Consider the following 16,389-nt stretch of genomic DNA (forward strand, 5'->3'; position numbering starts at 1 on the left):
GGCACCCCCGGCAGGCTCTACTGGGCCGGTTGGCTGTTCTTCCTGCGGGCTCGCGGGCGACGTTCGGCTGGTGCGTTTCCAGGTGCCCTCTCAGCCGGTGGGGCACCCTTTCTGTGGGCGCAGTCAGCCTACTCTTCCCGGTCTACGCCATAACTTAGTATACAGCAACCCAAAGCGGCTCTCGCGAAGAACCCGGCAATCCTCAGCCGTCAATAAGCTGCGCTGAACGTGTTTCTTCCGCTAGGTCTGGCGAAAATACAGAGGCAACCGCAACTGCGCTGCCTCGGAAATCCGCTAAAAGGCCTGGGTTAGCTCCAAAATGAGCCAGCCCAAAAAGAGTACCGCTGAGAGAACCGCTACCCTGTAGCGTAGCGGGATTCTGTCCTTGATTTCACGGTGGTCTGCGAGGCGCTCGAGGGGGTTGTGGGCGGGGCTGATCATGGCGAATCACTCCTTGCGTTAGTAGTAAAGTCCGGGGAAGGTTTGGTTGCGGCCCGAGCTTTTGGCCTCGGCCTGGAAGCGGTCTGCGCGTGCAAGTACTTCCTGGGCCGAAGGCTCGTCGTCGCGGCAAGCAAAGCCCAGGCTGATGGTGACTTTGAGTTCGGGGTGGAGCTGGTTCCAGGGGTATTTGAGCACGGCCAGGCGCAGCCGCTCGCAGACGCCAAAGGCCCGGTCGCCGGTAATGCCGCGCAGGATCAGGGCAAACTCCTCACCGTCTATTCTTCCAGCCACATCCGAGGCGCGCAGGGCTTTGCGCACCAGCTGGCCGATGCGGCGCAGCACCTCGTCACCTACCTCACTGCCAAAGCGCTCATTGATCGCCTGGAAGCCATCGATGTCGAAGGTTACGACGCTGAAAGCCTCGCTGCTGGCGAAAGCCCGCTCGAGGGCCTTCTCGAAGGCTATTTTTCCGGGCAGTCCGGTAAGTTTGTCGTCGTCTTCGGCTCCATAGCCTTCCAACAGGGGGCTGCGGGCATTGAGCAAGCTCTGGTTACGTTCCTCCACGAGGCGCCGGGCTAACTCGAGGGCCTCCTTGAGGGACTCCAGGCTGCTGCTCGACTGGGCAATTTGGCCTTGCATCTGCTCGAGCAATTGCAGCAGCTTGAGATCTTCTTCGCGCAGCTTTTCCGCACTCATCTTGCTACGGAGTATATTCAGGCCCAGGCCTTGCCCCTGTGCGTTTTGACCATCACCAACAGACAGGAAGTTACGAATCCACCGTTGGGTGGATTGACAAGACTGTGTTTGGGTCAGCTCTAATGTGAGCCTTGCCCCGTTCATTGGCATATTTCCAGGCATAATCTGAATACGAGATGAGTACGCTCACCGAAGCTCTGGTATTGGAAGCCCTGAAAACCGTCCACGACCCCGAGCTACACAAGGATCTGGTGTCGCTCGGCATGATCGAGCAAATCGCCGTGAAAGGAACCAAAGCCACGGTCAAGATCAACCTAACCACCCCGGCCTGCCCCCTCAAAGAAAAAATCGAGGGGGATGTGCGGCTGGCCCTGGGCAGGATTGGCGCTACCGAGGTTGAGGTGCATTTTGGCGCCCAGGTGCGTGGGCCCCAGAACCTGCCTCTGCCGGGAATCCAGCACATTGTGGCGGTGGGTTCGGGCAAGGGGGGCGTGGGCAAAAGCACCGTTGCCGCCAACCTGGCCGTCGCGCTGGCCCAGGAAGGTGCACGGGTAGGCTTGCTGGACGCCGATATCTACGGCCCCAGCCAGGCCCAGATGTTTGGCACCCAGGGCGAGAAGCTACGCGTAGACGAGCAAAAGCGGATGGTGCCCCTGGAGCGCTACGGCATCAAGCTCATCAGCATCGCCAATATTGTGCCGCCGGGCCAGGCCATGGTCTGGCGCGGCCCCATTTTGCACGGCACCCTCAAGCAGTTCCTGCAGGAGGTGGCCTGGGGCGACCTCGACTATCTGATTGTAGATCTGCCGCCCGGCACAGGGGATGTGCAGCTTTCGCTCGCGCAGCTCACCCGGCTTTCGGGGGGTGTGATCGTGACTACCCCGCAGGATGTGGCCCGCATCGACGCTGAGCGAGCTTTAGATATGTTCAAGCGGGTGCAGGTCGACATCCTGGGCATCATCGAGAACATGTCGTTTTTCGAACAAAACGGGCAGAAGACCTACATCTTTGGGCAGGGGGGCGGCCGCAAGATGGCCGAGCAGTACAACACCGCCTTTCTGGGCGAAATCCCCATCGCGCTCTCGGTGCGCGAGGGGGGGGACAGCGGTGTGCCGGTGGTGATTGGGGCGCCCGATTCGCTCGAGGCGCTGGCTTTCCGTCAGGTGGCGCGCAATTTAGCAGGTCGATTGTCGGTGCAGGCCTACATGCTGCTGCCGATGGCATAGGGGAACTATGGCTTTTGGGATGGGTGAAACCAAGTTACGGATTCTGGAAACCCTGCGCTCGAGGGCAAGTTGCGCGGGTTCGCTGGCCGAGTCGCTGGGCATTTCCAAGGTAGCCGTGCACCGCCACCTGGAAGATCTCGAGCGCGAAGGGTTGGTACGGGCCCGCCTGGAGAAAAATGAGGGCCGGGGCCGTCCCAAACAGGTCTACCAGGCTGTGGACGAGCAGGCCCCGTATGCCCGCATGTGCGCCGACGTGCTTACCCATCTCAAAGAGCTTTTTGGGGAAGGGTTGGTACTGGAGGTGCTGACCCGGCGCAACAACAAGCTGCTCGAGGAGTTAGCCCCGCATATGGAGGGTCTGAGCCTCGAGCAAAAAATTTACCGCCTGGCCGAGTTTCTGACCCAGCAGGGCTACCAGGCCAGCTTTTACCAGGAAAACGGGGCCTGGTACTTAGAGCAGGCGCGCTGCCCCAAGCTGGCGCTTTCCCTCGAGCACAACGAGTTTTGTCAGACCGAGCTCGAGATGTATCAGAAGCTTCTGGGTGTCCCCATCACCCGCGAAGAACGTATCGCTGTCGGGAGCGACTGTTGTCGCTACCGTATTGAGCCCACGCTCGAGTCTGGCGAGTAGTACCCGAACGAGAGTTATCAGCAAAGCGAGGTAGGCCGCCCTCGGAAGGGAGGCGCTTTTTTTACCGGGCAACGTGCGGGGGGATCCTCTGCGCCGACAGAATCGTGAGCAACCCAGAGCGGCTCTCGCAAAGGGCCAGCCTTTAGAGCCAAAAAAATGCGCTGAATTCGTTTTTTTGCCGCAATAACTGGCGGTAAACATATAGCTAACCGCGATGGGCGCAAAAACCGCTATAATCTTGAATACCAAGAGGTTCCTATGGAGACGCGCCTAGAACCGGTGGCAGGATTGGGCGCACCCAAAACCTTTGGCCCGGTATACCAAAGCCTTAGCGACCTCCCATCCAGGGGGTCTTTTGCTTGGGCCGGGTGGTTCCCCGCGGAAGCCCTTACCCAGGGCGACCCGCGCTCGAGGGCCTTTACCCAAGGCCCCACAGAAGAGGCGAGCCGGCCACCCCGGTAAGCCAGGAGGCAACATGGTTCAGGAAAAAGTACGCTTTCAGCCCTTTAGCAGCGAGCCCATCCGCTTGGTGGATGAGCAGGGCCACTGGGTGGCCCCGTTCGAGCACGGTCTTCCGCCCGAACTGCTGCAACGCTTCTACCGCGATATGCTGGCCGCCCGGCTGCTGGATGAAAAACTGGTCATCCTGATTCGCACCGGCAAGACCAGCTTTATCGCTCCCCACGCCGGCCACGAGGCCGCCCAGGTGGGCATTGCCCATGCCCTGCGCAAAGGCCACGACTGGCTCTTTCCCTACTATCGCGATATGGGGCTGGTGCTGGCGCTGGGGGTGCCGCTGGTGGAAATTTTCGGCCAGACCCTGGGCAACGCCGCCGACCCGGCCAAGGGCCGCCAGATGCCATCACACCCTGGCAGCAAGGCCCTCAATGTGTTCACGGTTTGTTCGGCCATCGCTTCGCACATTCCGCCTGCGACCGGGGCAGCCCTGAGCATGAAGCTGCGCCGCACCGGCCAGGTAGCGGTCTGCACCTTCGGCGACGGGGCCACCAGCGAGGGGGACTGGCACGCCGGCATCAACTTTGCGGCCGTGGGGCGGGCTCCGGCGGTGTTCGTCTGTGAAAACAATCGCTACGCCATCAGCGTGAACATCTCCAAGCAGACCGCTTCAGAAAACATCGCCATCAAGGCCCAGGCCTATGGCATGCCCGGCTACTACGTGGACGGCCTGGACGTGCTGGCCAGCTACTTTGTGATGCAGGAAGCCATCGAGCGGGCTCGAGCCGGCCAGGGGCCCAGTCTGGTGGAGCTGGTGGTGCACCGCTTTGGGGCCCACTCCTCCGCCGACGACGACAGCCGCTACCGCTCGCGCGAGGAGCTGGCCGCCGAGCGCCAGCAAGACCCCTTGCTGCGCTACCAGCGGTTCTTGGAGCAACAGGGCCTGTGGGATGCCCAGTGGGCCAACGAGCTACGGCTGGAAATCTCCAAGGCCCTCGAGGCCGCCCTGCAAGAAGCCCTGCAGGCCGGTGAACCCGACCCGCTCGAGATGTTCGACGATGTCTACGCCGCCCGACCCTGGCACCTGGAGGAACAGCGGCGCCTGGTAGCAGAGGAACTGCAGTCCTGAAAGCGGAGGATATATGCCAACCATGACCCTGATCCAGGCCATAAACACGGCCCTGGACGAAGAGATGAAGCGCGACGAACGCGTGATGTTGCTGGGCGAAGACGTGGGCAAACGGGGCGGGGTGTTCCTGGCTACCGAGGGCCTCCAGCAAAAATACGGCCCCGACCGGGTGATGGACACCCCTCTCTCGGAGGCTGCCATCATCGGGGCGGCGGTGGGGCTGGCCGCGCATGGGATGCGCCCGGTGGCCGAAATTCAGTTTGCCGACTATGTATTCCCCGGCATCGACCAGCTTTTTTCTCAGGCCGCCAAACTGCGCTACCGCTCGGGCGGCCAGTTCAGCGCACCCATGGTGGTGCGCATGCCCACCGGCGGCGGCGTAAAGGGCGGGCACCACCACTCGCAAAGCCCGGAAGCCCACTTTGCCCACACCGCCGGCCTGAAGGTAATTGTGGTCTCGACCCCCTACGACGCCAAAGGGCTCCTGAAGGCGGCCATTCGCAACGATGACCCGGTGGTCTTCATGGAGCCCAAGCGCCTGTACCGGGCGGTAAAGGAAGAGGTGCCCGCCGACGACTTTCTGCTGCCCATCGGCAAGGCGGCGGTTCGCCGGGAGGGCCGGGACATCACGCTGGTTTCCTACGGGGGGCCGATGGTCGAGACCCTCAAAGCCGCCGAGGAGATGGTGGCCGCGGGCCTCGACCCCGAGGTGATCGACCTGCGCACGGTGATGCCCTGGGACAAAGAAACGGTGCTGGCCTCGGTAGCCAAAACCGGCCGTCTGCTGATGATCTCCGAAGCGCCGCGCACGGCCAGCATCGCCTCGGAGGTCACCGCTACCGTTTCGGAAGAACTCTTCGACCAACTGCTGGCCCCGCCCCTGCGGGTCACCGGGTTCGACACCCCCTACCCGCTGGCGCAGGATAAGCTCTATATGCCAACTGTTACCCGTATCCTGGCTGCGGCCAAACGTCTACTGGACTACTAGGGAGGAATCATGCCTAAAGAAGTGGTGCTGCCCGAGCTGGCAGAGTCGGTGGTGGAAGGTGAAATTCTGCGGTGGCTGGTGAATGAAGGCGATGCCTTGAAAAAAGACCAGCCTTTTGTGGAGGTCATGACCGACAAGGTCACGGTGGAGCTACCGAGTCCCTACGAAGGGGTGCTGCTGCAAAAGCTGGTCAAGGAGGGGCAGGTGGTGCCGGTGCACGCCCCCATCGCCCTGATTGCCGAGCCTGGCGAGGTGGACGCGGTGGTTAGCGATAAAAAGCCCGCCCCGGCGCCCAGCCTGCAAGCCCAGGAGGAGCGCTCCATTGTGGAGCCGGGCCAGGTAGCAGAAGACGACGGGGCCAGCCTCTCGTTGTTCAAACCGGATAACAAGCCAGAGCAGGTCAAAAACCCCTTCACCAAAGCCGCGCCGCTGGCGGTATCCGGGCCAAGCACCGCCACGGTTCAGGCCCACGGACGGGTGATCGCAGTGCCGGCGGCCCGCAAGCTGGCCCGCGAGCTGGGGCTGGACATCGCCCAGATACCGGGTTCGGGGCCCAACGGGCGGGTGCGGGTGGAGAACGTGAAGGCCTACGCCGAGCAAAAAAGCCGTGCCACACCGCCCGCTGCCGCACCTTCGACACCCGAGCGCGGTGCGCCCCTGCTGGGCCTGGCGCCGGTGCAGTACAAGACCCCCAAGGGCTACGAGGAGCTCGAGACCCGCGTACCCCTGCGCGGCCTGCGGCGGGCCATCGCCCAGCAGATGATGGCCTCGCACCTTTACACGGTGCGCACCCTCTCGGTGGACGAGGTGGACATGACCGAGCTGGTGGCCCTGCGCAACCGGCTCAAGCTCGAGGCCGAAGCCCAGGGGGTCAGGCTCAGCTACCTGCCCTTCATCTTCAAGGCGGTGGCGGTGGCCCTCAAAAAATTCCCGGCCCTCAACAGCTCGCTGGACGAGGCAAGGCAGGAGGTGGTGCTCAAGCACTACGTTAATATCGGCATGGCCGTGGCCGCCGAAAACGGCCTGATTGTGCCGGTGGTGCGGGACGTGGAGCGCAAAAGCCTGCTGCAGATTGCCCGCGAGATAAACGACCTGGCCGAGAAAGCCCGCAGCGGCAAGCTATCCCCGGAGGAGGTGAGCGGCTCTACCTTCAGCATCACCAACATCGGCTCGATTGGGGCGCTGTTCAGCTTCCCCATCATCAACGTGCCGGACGCCGCCATCCTGGGTGTGCACTCCATCCAGAAGCGCCCGGTGGTTGGCGAGCACGACGAAATTGTGGTGCGGCAGATGATGTACCTCTCGCTCTCCTTCGACCATCGGCTGGTAGACGGGGCCGAGGCGGCCCGCTTCACCAAAGAGGTCATCCGGCTCCTGGAAAAACCCGAGCGGCTCTTCCTGGAAGCGCTGTAGTTTTTCGCCGTGTGGATTTTGTTTTTCACACCTAGCTCGACTAGAATGGAGTGTCTATGTCCACCATCTACGACGTAATCGTGATCGGAACCGGCCCCGGCGGCTACCATGCGGCCATCCGGGCCGCCCAGCTTGGCAAGAAGGTGCTGGCGGTAGAGGCCGAGTATGTGGGGGGGGTCTGCCTGAACGTGGGCTGCATTCCCACCAAAGCCCTGCTGCACGCTGCCGAGGAGTTGGAGGGCACCAAGCATGGCAGCACCTTTGGTCTGGAAGTTAAGGAGGCCAGGCTCGACCTGAAAAAGCTGGGCGGCTGGCGCGACGGCATCGTCAAGAAACTGACCGGCGGGGTCTCGCAGCTCTTGAAGGGCAACAAGGTAGATCTGAAAACCGGCTTTGCCAGGTTTGTTGATAAAAACACCATCGAGGTAGGGGGCGAGCGCATCCAGGGCAAGACCTTCATCGTGGCTACCGGCTCGGAGCCCAACACCCTGCCCGGTTTCGAGGTTGACCAGAAAGACATCGTGGACTCCACCGGGGCCCTGCGCGTCGAGGATAAGTTCCCCAAGCGGATGCTCTGCATCGGCGGGGGGGCGATTGGGCTCGAGTTCGCCCAGGTCTACAAGCGCATGGGGGCCGAGGTCACAGTGATCGAGTTCATGGGCCAGATTCTGCCCGCCGCCGACCCCGAGACCGCCAATCTGCTGGCTAAAATCCTGGGCAAGCAGGGCATCGCCATCAAAACCCACACCAAAGGCGTGAAGGTCGAGCGCAAGAAAGACGGCCTTTACGTCACCCTCGAGCACACCCAGACCGGCCAGCAGGAAACGCTGGTGGTGGACAAGATTCTGGTGGCCACCGGGCGCAGGCCGCGGGGCAAGGGGCTGGGCCTCGAGGCCATCGGGGTGGTGGTAGACGAGCGCGGTTACATCCCCACCAACGAAAAAATGGAGACCAACGTACCTGGCATCTACGCCATCGGCGACGTCACCCGCCCGCCCCTGCTGGCCCACAAAGCCATGAAGGAGGGCCTGATTGCCGCCGAGAACGCCGCCGGGGGCAACGCGGTAATGGACTACCAGATTCCCAACGTGGTCTACACCAGCCCCGAGTGGGCCGCGGTGGGCCTGACCGAGGAAGAAGCCACCAAGGCCGGCTACAAGGTCAAGGTGGGCAAGTTCCCGCTCTCGGCCTCGGGCCGGGCCATGACCCTGGAAGCCACCGACGGCCTGATCAAGCTCATCGGCGACGCCGAGACCGACCTGTTGCTGGGGGGACATATCGTGGGCCCCAACGCTTCCGACATGATCGCCGAGATCGCCCTGGCCCTGGAGATGGGCGCCACCGTGACTGACGTGGGCCTCACCGTGCACGCCCACCCCACGCTCTCCGAGGGCATCATGGAGGCCGCCGAGCACCTGCACCGCCAGGCCATCCACATCGCCAACCGCTAGGCTTTCTGGTATAACTGCCTTGCATGCGGATTCGTGCGACCCTAAACGCCCTGGCCCTCCGGCTCGACGGCAACGAAACCCCGGAACTGCTGCACAAAGCCCTGGCCGACCTGCCCCCGCTGCCCCTCGAGGTCGAGGTGGCCGGGGTGGTGGGCCAGGGGGTGCTGGAGGCCCTGCTCGAGCTCGGACGCGAGCGGGGCTTGCAGCTCAGGCCGCCGCGGGGCGAGAAATACATCCCCTACACCGAGGTGATTGACCAAACCGTCCGCTCGGGCGTGCGCATCGAGTCGCCGGGCACGGTGGTCATCCTGGGCGACGTAAACGCCGGGGCCGAAGTGGTGGCCGCCGGCGACATTATCGTGGTGGGCAAGCTACGCGGGCTGGCCCACGCCGGGGCCACCGGCCAGGAAGAGGCCGCCATCTGGGCCATGAGCCTGGAGGCCAAGCAGATCCGCATCGCCCATCATGTGGCCCAGGCCCCTGCCGGCGAGGCCAGCGCGCGCAACCCCGAGCGGGCCAGGGTTGTGAATGGCCAGATCGTGCTGGAAGCCTGGGGCAAGCGCTAGGCAGCCCAGGTAATTTTCCCTCACCCCAGGACAAATACGTGGTTGACTGCAACGGGCCAGGGGGCTCTAAAAACCAATCCCCCCCGCCGGCTCTCCGTAGCGCTTGAGCACCAGGTCAATCACCCAGCCCGTCACCGCCACATACAACCAGACCGGCACCGTCCAGCGAGCCCAGGCCTTATGGATAGTAAAGCGCTGCTTGAAGGCGTTGTAGAGCAGCCACAAAACCAGCGGGCCGTTCAGGGCGGCCAGGATGGTGTGGCTGATTAGCAAGGCATAGTACGCACCGCGCCACTCCTCGGGCCCGACGTAGCGGGTGGTGCCATACAGCCCCCATTTGAGCAGGTAAAACACCAAAAACAAAGCGGCCAAACCCGTTGCCAGCAGCATGACCCGTGGGTGCCAGACCCGATCCCCTCGCTTGATCAAGATCACGCCCACCACCACCGCCAAACCCGAAAGCGCAATAAGCGTCGCAGCGATATCTCCCAGTAACTCTCCCATCTAAATCGGCTCCTCACTTGGGCCACAGGGTTCTCCTATGGCATGCTCGAGTAGTGTAGGGGTCTGCGGACTAGTTATCCCTGGCGTTGGCTCACAAATTCGCTGTTGAGTTTTTCCGCCAACCGACGTACCCGCTCCTGCCTCGAGCTGCGGGCATAGCTATAGCCTAGCATAAAAAACCGCTCGGCCTCGTTACGCTTGCCTAACTGGCGCTGTAACTGGGCCAGCCGCAGATAGGCCAGGGCCATCAAGCCGTCGCGCTCCTTGGAGGGGCGGGCAGCTTCCAGCAAGGCCACCGCTTCCTTTAGCAAACCCACCGCCTGCTCGAGCGGGGCCTCACGGGCATCCCGAATAAACACCGCGGCCTGATCGAGCAAGCGTTGCACAAACCCCAGTATATCGAGCCAAAGCACTCAGGGATAGCCTTTTCAATTAACCCTGGCCTTGCGATACAATCACCTGGCTTTATAAAAAGGAAAACAGCCCTATGATCATCCCGCCCCTACCCACCCCCTTCGACCACAACGGCCGCCTCGATACCGAAGCCTTCCGCGCACTGGCCCAGGCCATCGAACCCCATGTGGACGGCCTGCTGTTCTACGGCTCCAACGGCGAGGGCGTTCATCTGACCCGCGAGGAGCGGGCGGCGGGCCTGGCCGTCCAGACCCCCCAGAAGCCCGCCATGGTGGGCCTGATGGAAGAGACCCTGGCCCAGGCCGCCATCGCCCTCGAGGAGGCCGCTAGCCTTGGGGCCAAAGTGCTGGTCACACCCCCCCGCTACTACGAGGCCAACCTGGGCCCCGACGGCCTGCTGCGCTACTTCGGCGGGATTGCCGATATGGGCCGGGCCGAGGTCTGGCTGTACCATGTGCCGGCCAATACCAAAGCCCCGCTACCCCTACCGGTGGTGGCCGAGCTGGCCCGGCACCCCAGGATTGGAGGACTGAAAGACTCCAGCGGGGAGCTGGCCCGCATGGCCTTCTACGCCTCGCAAAACCTGGGCATCCAGCTTTACACCGGCCACGCCCCCACCTTTCTGGGGGCTTTAGCGCACGGCGCCCACGGGGGTATTCTGGCGGTCTCGAACCTGGCCCCCAAACCCTATAAAAGGCTGCTCGAGCTCTGGCGGGCCGGCCAGGTGGCCGAGGCCCAGGCCCTGCAAGCCGAACTCGAGCCCTTTGGCCGGGTGCTGGCCCAGGGGGGCTTTGTGCTCCTGAAGCAGGCCCTGCGCCACCTGGGCCTGCCCGGAGGCTACCCCCGCCCCCCCTACCCTGCCGAAAGCCCGGTCTGGCCTAGCTTCAAGCCCCTTCTGGAAGCCTTCAAAGAACGGGGCTGGACAGTAGGTTAAGGCTCGCTAAGTGAGCAATTCGGTGTTAGGCTACCGCAAATTCGGTAAGCTCAACTGGGAGATAACCATGAAGCGATACGCACCGTGGCTCTTGTTCGTACTGGCTTTGCTGCTGAGCGCTTGCGTACCCCAGGCGGTGCGGCCCCAGCCCCCCCAGGTCGAGCTGTTGCAGTTTAGCCTGGTCTCCATAGACCCCTTCAGCGGGCGGGGCGAGTTTGACGTGCGCCTGCGCCTGACCAACACCAACTCCTTTACCCTGCCCTTGCTGGACAGCACCCTCACCGCCGAGCTGGGGGGCTCGCAGTTCCGCCTGACCCTGCCCGCTCTGGAAATCCCCGCCGGGGCCAGCCGCGAGGCCCAGACCCGCCTGGTGGTGCCCCTGGTGGAGGGCACCCGCGCCCTGGCCAGCCTGGTGGGCGGCCAGAGCACCCGCTTCCGCCTCCTGGGTGAGCTGCGGGTGCAGCTCGGCCCGGCAGTGGTTCCGATTGGGCCGGTGACGCTCCTGGATCGCGAGGTGCGCATCCAGTTCACCTTCCGGCTCCCTACCATCCGCCTGGTCGAGATCCGGCTGGACGGGCTGGCCGTCCGGCTGGTGCTGGAGGTAGAGAACCCCAACCCCATCGGGTTTACCCTGGAGGGCCCGCTGCGCCTCCTGGTTGGCGGGCGGAGCGTGGCCGAGAGCGCGTTCAACCTGGGGCTTGGGCCCAATGGGCGCAACCGGGGCGAGCTGCGCCTGGGTTTGTCGGGGCTGCCGGGCTTTGGGGGTGTGAGCGTAGACCTGGGGCTTACGGCCCGCATTCCGGGCATCCTGGATCGGCCGGTGGTGCAGGTTTTGCAGGGGGTGTTGCGGTAGCCAACGGGCTGTACCCAAACAGCATAGTCTGAGTCTGGTGGTAGACTATCGTTACCCATGCCCGATCTGCCCCTTGAGCTGGCTCAGATTTTTCACGACCCAAACCTGCTGCGGCTGCTCGAGGCCTTCAAAACACCCTGCACCACGGCGGAGGCAGCGCGCAAGCTGGGCGAGCCCGCCAACCGGATTGGTCACCGCGTACACAAGCTCAGGAGAGCGGGCCTCCTGATCGAGGTGAGGCGCCAGGGGCGCAAAGTCTTCTGGCAAGCCCGCTCCCTCAGGCACACCCTACCGCCCTCGAGCGAGCTTTTGGTCGCCAGCCTCGAGCACGTGGACAGGCTGCTGGAAGAGTTGGGCGCTGCCATCAAGAAACAGCTCGAGCGGCGCTTTTTGCTAGGTGACAGGCCTGCCGATCCTGCGCCCACCCTGGTAAGCCTTCAAGACCACCCCGATCTCGAGCCCCTCTTGCCGCAAGTCTACCTGGCCACCAAAGCACTTTCTGAATCGAGCCGCCAGCAGCTACGGGCTCTGACCCACCAAATTCGAGAGGTGGTTCGGTCGGAAGCGAACCGCCAAGGTTCCAAAACCGTGGTGGGCATCTTCGTGGTTGAGCTGAGTGATTGATCTCGCATGACAGCAAAGGCACTTGAAACTGTTATCACACAAACGTAAATGTTTTGTCGAGCCAAAAGGAGGCTACTATGCTCAAGTCACAGCATCAGAGCGATAAAAATTTTCAAACTGTTTCGCTAGTAGAGCAAGCCATCGCGCTCGGAGCAAAGTCACCGCTAGAACTCGATAAAGTTCTAAGGCACATGGGTTTAGAGCCCCGCCTTGTCAACCCCTTTCTTGCAACAAAGGTTAGTTATTTGGGACACACTTATCTTTACCTACCCATCCAAATATCTGACGACCCGGGAGGTCGCCGTTCAATTTATTTTCTCAACACTTCTGAGGAGGCTCCCACTGGATTCATAATTCCCCTTCAAGATGATTCTGACCAAATTTTGGTTCGATGGATTGAGAGAATATCCGGGAATGGTAAGGCGAAAACTGGAGACCAGTATATTGAGCGCATTAGGTACCTGAGTGGCGAAGTTCTTGCCGAGTGCAAGTGCGAGTTAGAAGTTCTTGATGAAGAAAAAGGCCTAGGCCGCTTCAAACAAATGGCAGCGCCTTTTGCAACAATAACACCTTTTGGCAGGGTCTGGATTGGTTGGAGCTTGATACTCATAGAGTGGTAACTATGAACCTCTGGCTTTGGATCGGCGCATTGCTCATGGCTGGCTCTTTGCTGACCTGGGCTGTCACCGGGGTTTCGGGCATGGGCGAGGGAAGTCTGCGGGTTCTGCCCCGGTTGCTGCTAGCACTGGGGCTACTGACTACTCTGGTGGGCCTAGGAAAACGTTTGATGATAATCTAAAGCCTGATGAACGCTGTGCTCGAGGTCACCGGCCTGCGCAAACGCTTTGGCAGTCTGGTTGCGGTGGATGGGGTGAGCCTGCATCTGGCGGCGGGGGAGGTGCTGGCCTTCCTGGGCCCCAACGGGGCGGGCAAGACCACCACCATCAAGATGCTGGCCGGGTTGCTCTGGCCCGATGGGGGCCAGGTGCAACTGCTGGGCCAGAGCCCTCACCAAAACCCCTGGGCCCTGCGCCACCTGGGGGCGGTGCTGGAGGGCAACCGCAACGTCTACTGGCGCATGACCGCACTGGAGAACCTGGTCTATTTTGGGGTGGCCCGTGGGCTGCGCTACCAGGCGGCCCAGCGCCGGGCGCGGGCTTTGCTCGAGCAGCTCGAGCTTGGCGCCAAAAGCCACACCGAGGTGCGCCACCTTTCGCGCGGGATGCAACAAAAGCTCTCGCTGGCGGTGGCCCTGATGCACGACCCCGAGCTTTTGCTCCTGGACGAGCCCACCCTGGGGCTGGACGTGGAGAGCGCCCTGCGGGTCGAAAGCATGGTGCGGGAGCTGGCCCAGGCCGGCAAGGCCATCCTCCTGACCACCCACCAGCTCGAGGTGGCCCAGCGCCTGGCTGGCCGCATCGCCATCATCCAGCAGGGGCGCATTGTGCTAGAGGGCCGCACGCCCGAGCTGCTGGGCCGCTTTGCCGGGGAGCACTACCTGATCGAAACGGAAACCCCGCTCTCACCCGCGCAGCTCGGCCACCTGCGCTCGCTGGGCCTCGAGGGCGAGGGGCCACCATATGTGTACCATGGCGATAGCGACGGATTGTGGCGGCTGCTCGAGGCCCTCAAGCCCACACCCCTCAAGAAGGTAGCGCGGGCCGAGGCCGATCTGCTCGAGGTTTTCCTGAAGGTGGTGGGCCGTGCTTGATCTGTTCTGGGTGGAGTTCAAACGTAGTTGGCTGTATCTGCGCCGTTACCCCAGCGAGTTTGTGGGGGCGGTAGTCAGCCTCAGCATCCTTTTCTTGCTGTTGTTTCTGGGGGCCCGGTTCCTGGCCGGGCCGGGGGCCGACTTCGGCGAGCGAACCGAGGCCCTCCTGGTAGGGTTTTTGCTCTGGACGCTCACCATCTTCGCCTACAACTCGCTTTCCTTTGGCCTTTCGGAAGAGGCCCAGACCGGAACCCTCGAGCAGCTCTTCCTCACCCCCTATGGCCCCATTCCTCTGTTTTTGCTGCGCAACCTGGCCGGCCTGGGAACCCAGCTCCTGATGCTGGGCAGCATTGCCCTGGTGCTAATGCTCCTGACCGGGGCCCGCCTGAGCTTCCCTCTCTTCGTGGTGCTACCTATTCTTACAGTACTGATTGGCAGCTATGGCCTGGGTTTTGCCATGGCCAGCCTGGCCCTGCTTTTCAAACGGGTGCAGCAGATTCTGGGGATCAGCCAGTTTCTGCTAATTTTTTTGTTGCAGGTGCCGCTCGATGGCAGCGGCTGGCTGGCTCAACTGGGCTACTTTCTACCCCTGGCCCCCGGCGCCCACCTGGCCCGGCAGATGATGAGCGCCGGTGCCAGCCTGGACTGGGGCCTGCTGGGCCTAGCCTTTTTGAACGGGCTCTGCTACCTGGGGCTGGGCCTCTTGATCTTTAGCCGGGCCGTGCGTGCGGCCAAGCGACGGGGGCTTTTGTTCGGGTACTAACTCCCAGCAAACAGGCAGGCCCTATTCCAGCCCCCCCACCGCCTGCTCGGCCACCCGCACCAGCTCGCCGGAACGAATCAGTTCGCACAGGCGGGCCAGCTCGGGCTTGAGGTAGCGGTCGCGGTCGAGGTGGGGGATCTCCTGCCGTATACGGCGGTAGACCGCCTCCACCCCCCGGCCCGGGCGCAGCGGGGCGTGGAAGTCGAGGGCCTGGGCCGCCGAAGCCAGCTCGATGGCCAGCACCCAGAGGGTGTTCTCGAAGATGCTACGGGCCTTGCGGCAGGCAATGGTGCCCATCGAGACGTGGTCTTCCTGGTTGGCGCTGGTGGGAATCGAGTCCACCGAGGCCGGGTGGGCCAGCACCTTGTTCTCGCTCACCAGGGCCGCCGCGGTGTACTGGCTGATCATCAGGCCGGAGTTGAGGCCGCTGCCCTCGGCCAGGAAGGCCGGTAGGCCCGAGAGGGAGGGGTTCAGCATCTGCTCGATGCGGCGCTCGGAGATGCTGGCGATTTCGGCCAGGGCCATGCCAGCGTAGTCGGCGGCCAGGGCCAGGGGCTGGCCGTGAAAGTTGCCCGCCGAAAGGGTACGGCCCTCTTCGGGCAGCACCAGGGGGTTGTCGGTGACGCTTTGGAGCTCGCGCAACAGCACCGCCCGCACGTGCTCGAGCGCATCGCGGCTGGCCCCGTGCACCTGGGGGGCAGCCCGCAGGCTGTAGGCATCCTGTACCTTGTCGCAGTCCTGGTGCGAGCGCATAATTTCCGAGTCTTCCAGGAGCTTGCGCACGTTGGCGCAGGTCGCCCGCATACCGGGGTGGGGGCGCAGGCGGGCCACCGCTTCGTCGAAGGGCCGGTGGCTGGCCTTCAGGGCCTCCACGCTCATGGCCACCGCGATATCGGCGGTTTTGAGCAGCACCTCGCTATCCAGAAGCAACAGCCCCAGCAGCGAGGCCATGGCCTGGGTGCCATTAATCAGCGCCAGCCCTTCCTTGGCCTGCAACTCCAGCGGCGCCAGACCCACCGCCCGCAGCACCTCCGCCGCAGGCCGCACCTGGCCCTGGTAGGTCAGTTCGCCCTCGCCCATGAGCGGCAGACACATGTGGGCCAGGGGGGCCAGGTCGCCCGAGGCCCCCACCGAGCCCTGCGAGGGCACCACCGGAATCAGGTCGTGGTTCAGAAAATTCAAAAGCCGCTCCACCACCTCCACCCGCACCCCGGAGTAGCCCAGGGCCAGGCTCTGGGCCCGCAGCAAAAGCATCCCCCGCACCACCTCGGGGGCGAACGGCTCCCCCACCCCAATGGCGTGCGAGAGCAGCAGGTTGCGTTGCAGCAGCCGGAGGTCTTTGGCCTCGATGCGCACCGTGGCCAGCTTGCCAAAGCCGGTATTGAGGCCATAGACCGGCTGGTTTTGCTCGACGAGCTGCTCCACAAAGGCCCGGCAGCGCAGCAGGCGCCCCCGTGCGGCTTCGCTCAGGCGCACCGACGCTTTTTCCCGCACCACCCGGCGAAAATCGGCCAGGCTCAGTTCTGTATCCAGTTCTAGCATCGCTTCCTCGCTTGACCCATTGCCGGGCAAGGTTGTATATACAAGTG

Annotated in this window: 20 protein-coding genes; 15 read left to right on the forward strand and 5 right to left on the reverse strand. The window is 63.2% G+C overall.

What is annotated here, in order from left to right:
• Positions 1–294: 294 nt before the first annotated feature.
• Together Q0X18_RS09285 and Q0X18_RS09290 are read right to left on the reverse strand one after the other, a co-directional pair.
• Positions 295–441 carry a hypothetical protein gene (locus Q0X18_RS09285; protein ID WP_297561402.1) on the reverse strand — a complete coding sequence of 49 codons (147 nt, stop codon included), beginning with the start codon at positions 439–441 and terminating at the stop codon, positions 295–297.
• An 18-nt stretch (positions 442–459) separates the two neighbouring features.
• Positions 460–1,137, reverse strand: coding sequence for a GGDEF domain-containing protein (locus Q0X18_RS09290; RefSeq protein ID WP_297561405.1), 678 nt, complete (start codon positions 1,135–1,137; stop codon positions 460–462).
• A gap of 176 nt (positions 1,138–1,313) precedes the next feature.
• Between Q0X18_RS09290 and Q0X18_RS09295 the strand changes: the two genes are divergently transcribed.
• The 8 genes from Q0X18_RS09295 to minC all read left to right on the forward strand — a co-directional run bounded on the left by Q0X18_RS09295 (position 1,314) and on the right by minC (position 8,997).
• The gene (locus Q0X18_RS09295) at positions 1,314–2,363 is read left to right on the forward strand and encodes an Mrp/NBP35 family ATP-binding protein (protein ID WP_297561407.1); all 1,050 of its coding nucleotides are present in this window, start codon (positions 1,314–1,316) and stop codon (positions 2,361–2,363) included.
• Positions 2,364–2,382: 19 nt separating this feature from the next.
• Positions 2,383–2,994: an ArsR family transcriptional regulator gene (locus tag Q0X18_RS09300; RefSeq protein WP_308446049.1), complete on the forward strand. Its 612-nt coding sequence runs from the start codon at positions 2,383–2,385 to the stop codon at positions 2,992–2,994.
• Between the two features lie 258 nt (positions 2,995–3,252).
• Positions 3,253–3,456 (forward strand): hypothetical protein, encoded by a 204-nt coding sequence (locus Q0X18_RS09305; protein WP_297561412.1) that lies wholly within the window; start codon positions 3,253–3,255, stop codon positions 3,454–3,456.
• Between the two features lie 13 nt (positions 3,457–3,469).
• Positions 3,470–4,579, forward strand: a complete 1,110-nt coding sequence (locus Q0X18_RS09310; protein WP_297561416.1) for a thiamine pyrophosphate-dependent dehydrogenase E1 component subunit alpha — start codon at positions 3,470–3,472, stop codon at positions 4,577–4,579.
• Positions 4,580–4,592: 13 nt separating this feature from the next.
• Positions 4,593–5,567 carry an alpha-ketoacid dehydrogenase subunit beta gene (locus Q0X18_RS09315; protein WP_297561418.1) on the forward strand — a complete coding sequence of 325 codons (975 nt, stop codon included), beginning with the start codon at positions 4,593–4,595 and terminating at the stop codon, positions 5,565–5,567.
• A gap of 9 nt (positions 5,568–5,576) precedes the next feature.
• Positions 5,577–6,980, forward strand: coding sequence for a dihydrolipoamide acetyltransferase family protein (locus tag Q0X18_RS09320; protein WP_297561421.1), 1,404 nt, complete (start codon positions 5,577–5,579; stop codon positions 6,978–6,980).
• A 56-nt stretch (positions 6,981–7,036) separates the two neighbouring features.
• Positions 7,037–8,431 carry a dihydrolipoyl dehydrogenase gene (lpdA, locus tag Q0X18_RS09325; protein WP_297561425.1) on the forward strand — a complete coding sequence of 465 codons (1,395 nt, stop codon included), beginning with the start codon at positions 7,037–7,039 and terminating at the stop codon, positions 8,429–8,431.
• Positions 8,432–8,454: 23 nt separating this feature from the next.
• Positions 8,455–8,997, forward strand: coding sequence for a septum site-determining protein MinC (gene minC, locus Q0X18_RS09330; RefSeq protein WP_297561427.1), 543 nt, complete (start codon positions 8,455–8,457; stop codon positions 8,995–8,997).
• A 66-nt stretch (positions 8,998–9,063) separates the two neighbouring features.
• Here minC and Q0X18_RS09335 read toward each other — a convergent pair whose 3' ends face one another.
• Together Q0X18_RS09335 and Q0X18_RS09340 are read right to left on the reverse strand one after the other, a co-directional pair.
• Positions 9,064–9,501, reverse strand: a complete 438-nt coding sequence (locus Q0X18_RS09335) for a DUF420 domain-containing protein (protein ID WP_297561430.1) — start codon at positions 9,499–9,501, stop codon at positions 9,064–9,066.
• Between the two features lie 74 nt (positions 9,502–9,575).
• Positions 9,576–9,887 carry a hypothetical protein gene (locus Q0X18_RS09340; RefSeq protein ID WP_297561433.1) on the reverse strand — a complete coding sequence of 104 codons (312 nt, stop codon included), beginning with the start codon at positions 9,885–9,887 and terminating at the stop codon, positions 9,576–9,578.
• Positions 9,888–9,988: 101 nt separating this feature from the next.
• On the opposite strand from Q0X18_RS09340, the gene Q0X18_RS09345 reads away from it, so the two are divergent.
• The 7 genes from Q0X18_RS09345 to Q0X18_RS09375 all read left to right on the forward strand — a co-directional run bounded on the left by Q0X18_RS09345 (position 9,989) and on the right by Q0X18_RS09375 (position 14,800).
• Positions 9,989–10,849 carry a dihydrodipicolinate synthase family protein gene (locus Q0X18_RS09345; RefSeq protein WP_297561435.1) on the forward strand — a complete coding sequence of 287 codons (861 nt, stop codon included), beginning with the start codon at positions 9,989–9,991 and terminating at the stop codon, positions 10,847–10,849.
• Between the two features lie 67 nt (positions 10,850–10,916).
• Positions 10,917–11,702, forward strand: a complete 786-nt coding sequence (locus Q0X18_RS09350) for a hypothetical protein (RefSeq protein WP_297561438.1) — start codon at positions 10,917–10,919, stop codon at positions 11,700–11,702.
• A 57-nt stretch (positions 11,703–11,759) separates the two neighbouring features.
• Positions 11,760–12,326 carry a winged helix-turn-helix domain-containing protein gene (locus Q0X18_RS09355; RefSeq protein ID WP_297561440.1) on the forward strand — a complete coding sequence of 189 codons (567 nt, stop codon included), beginning with the start codon at positions 11,760–11,762 and terminating at the stop codon, positions 12,324–12,326.
• Between the two features lie 77 nt (positions 12,327–12,403).
• Complete coding sequence (locus Q0X18_RS09360; protein WP_297561442.1) at positions 12,404–12,946, forward strand: hypothetical protein; 543 nt, start codon at positions 12,404–12,406, stop codon at positions 12,944–12,946.
• 2 nt (positions 12,947–12,948) lie between these two features.
• Positions 12,949–13,125, forward strand: a complete 177-nt coding sequence (locus tag Q0X18_RS09365) for a hypothetical protein (protein ID WP_297561445.1) — start codon at positions 12,949–12,951, stop codon at positions 13,123–13,125.
• Between the two features lie 6 nt (positions 13,126–13,131).
• Entirely contained in the window at positions 13,132–14,037 is a 906-nt protein-coding gene (locus Q0X18_RS09370; protein ID WP_297561453.1) for an ABC transporter ATP-binding protein, read from the forward strand.
• Positions 14,030–14,800, forward strand: coding sequence for an ABC transporter permease (locus Q0X18_RS09375; RefSeq protein WP_297561462.1), 771 nt, complete (start codon positions 14,030–14,032; stop codon positions 14,798–14,800). Before Q0X18_RS09370 ends, Q0X18_RS09375 begins: the two co-directional genes overlap by 8 nt.
• A gap of 21 nt (positions 14,801–14,821) precedes the next feature.
• Here the strand turns inward: Q0X18_RS09375 and hutH are convergent, their stop codons facing one another.
• Positions 14,822–16,342, reverse strand: coding sequence for a histidine ammonia-lyase (gene hutH, locus Q0X18_RS09380; protein ID WP_297561465.1), 1,521 nt, complete (start codon positions 16,340–16,342; stop codon positions 14,822–14,824).
• Positions 16,343–16,389: the final 47 nt, after the last annotated feature.

The organism is Meiothermus sp. (genome assembly GCF_026004075.1).
Classification (GTDB): domain Bacteria; phylum Deinococcota; class Deinococci; order Deinococcales; family Thermaceae; genus Meiothermus.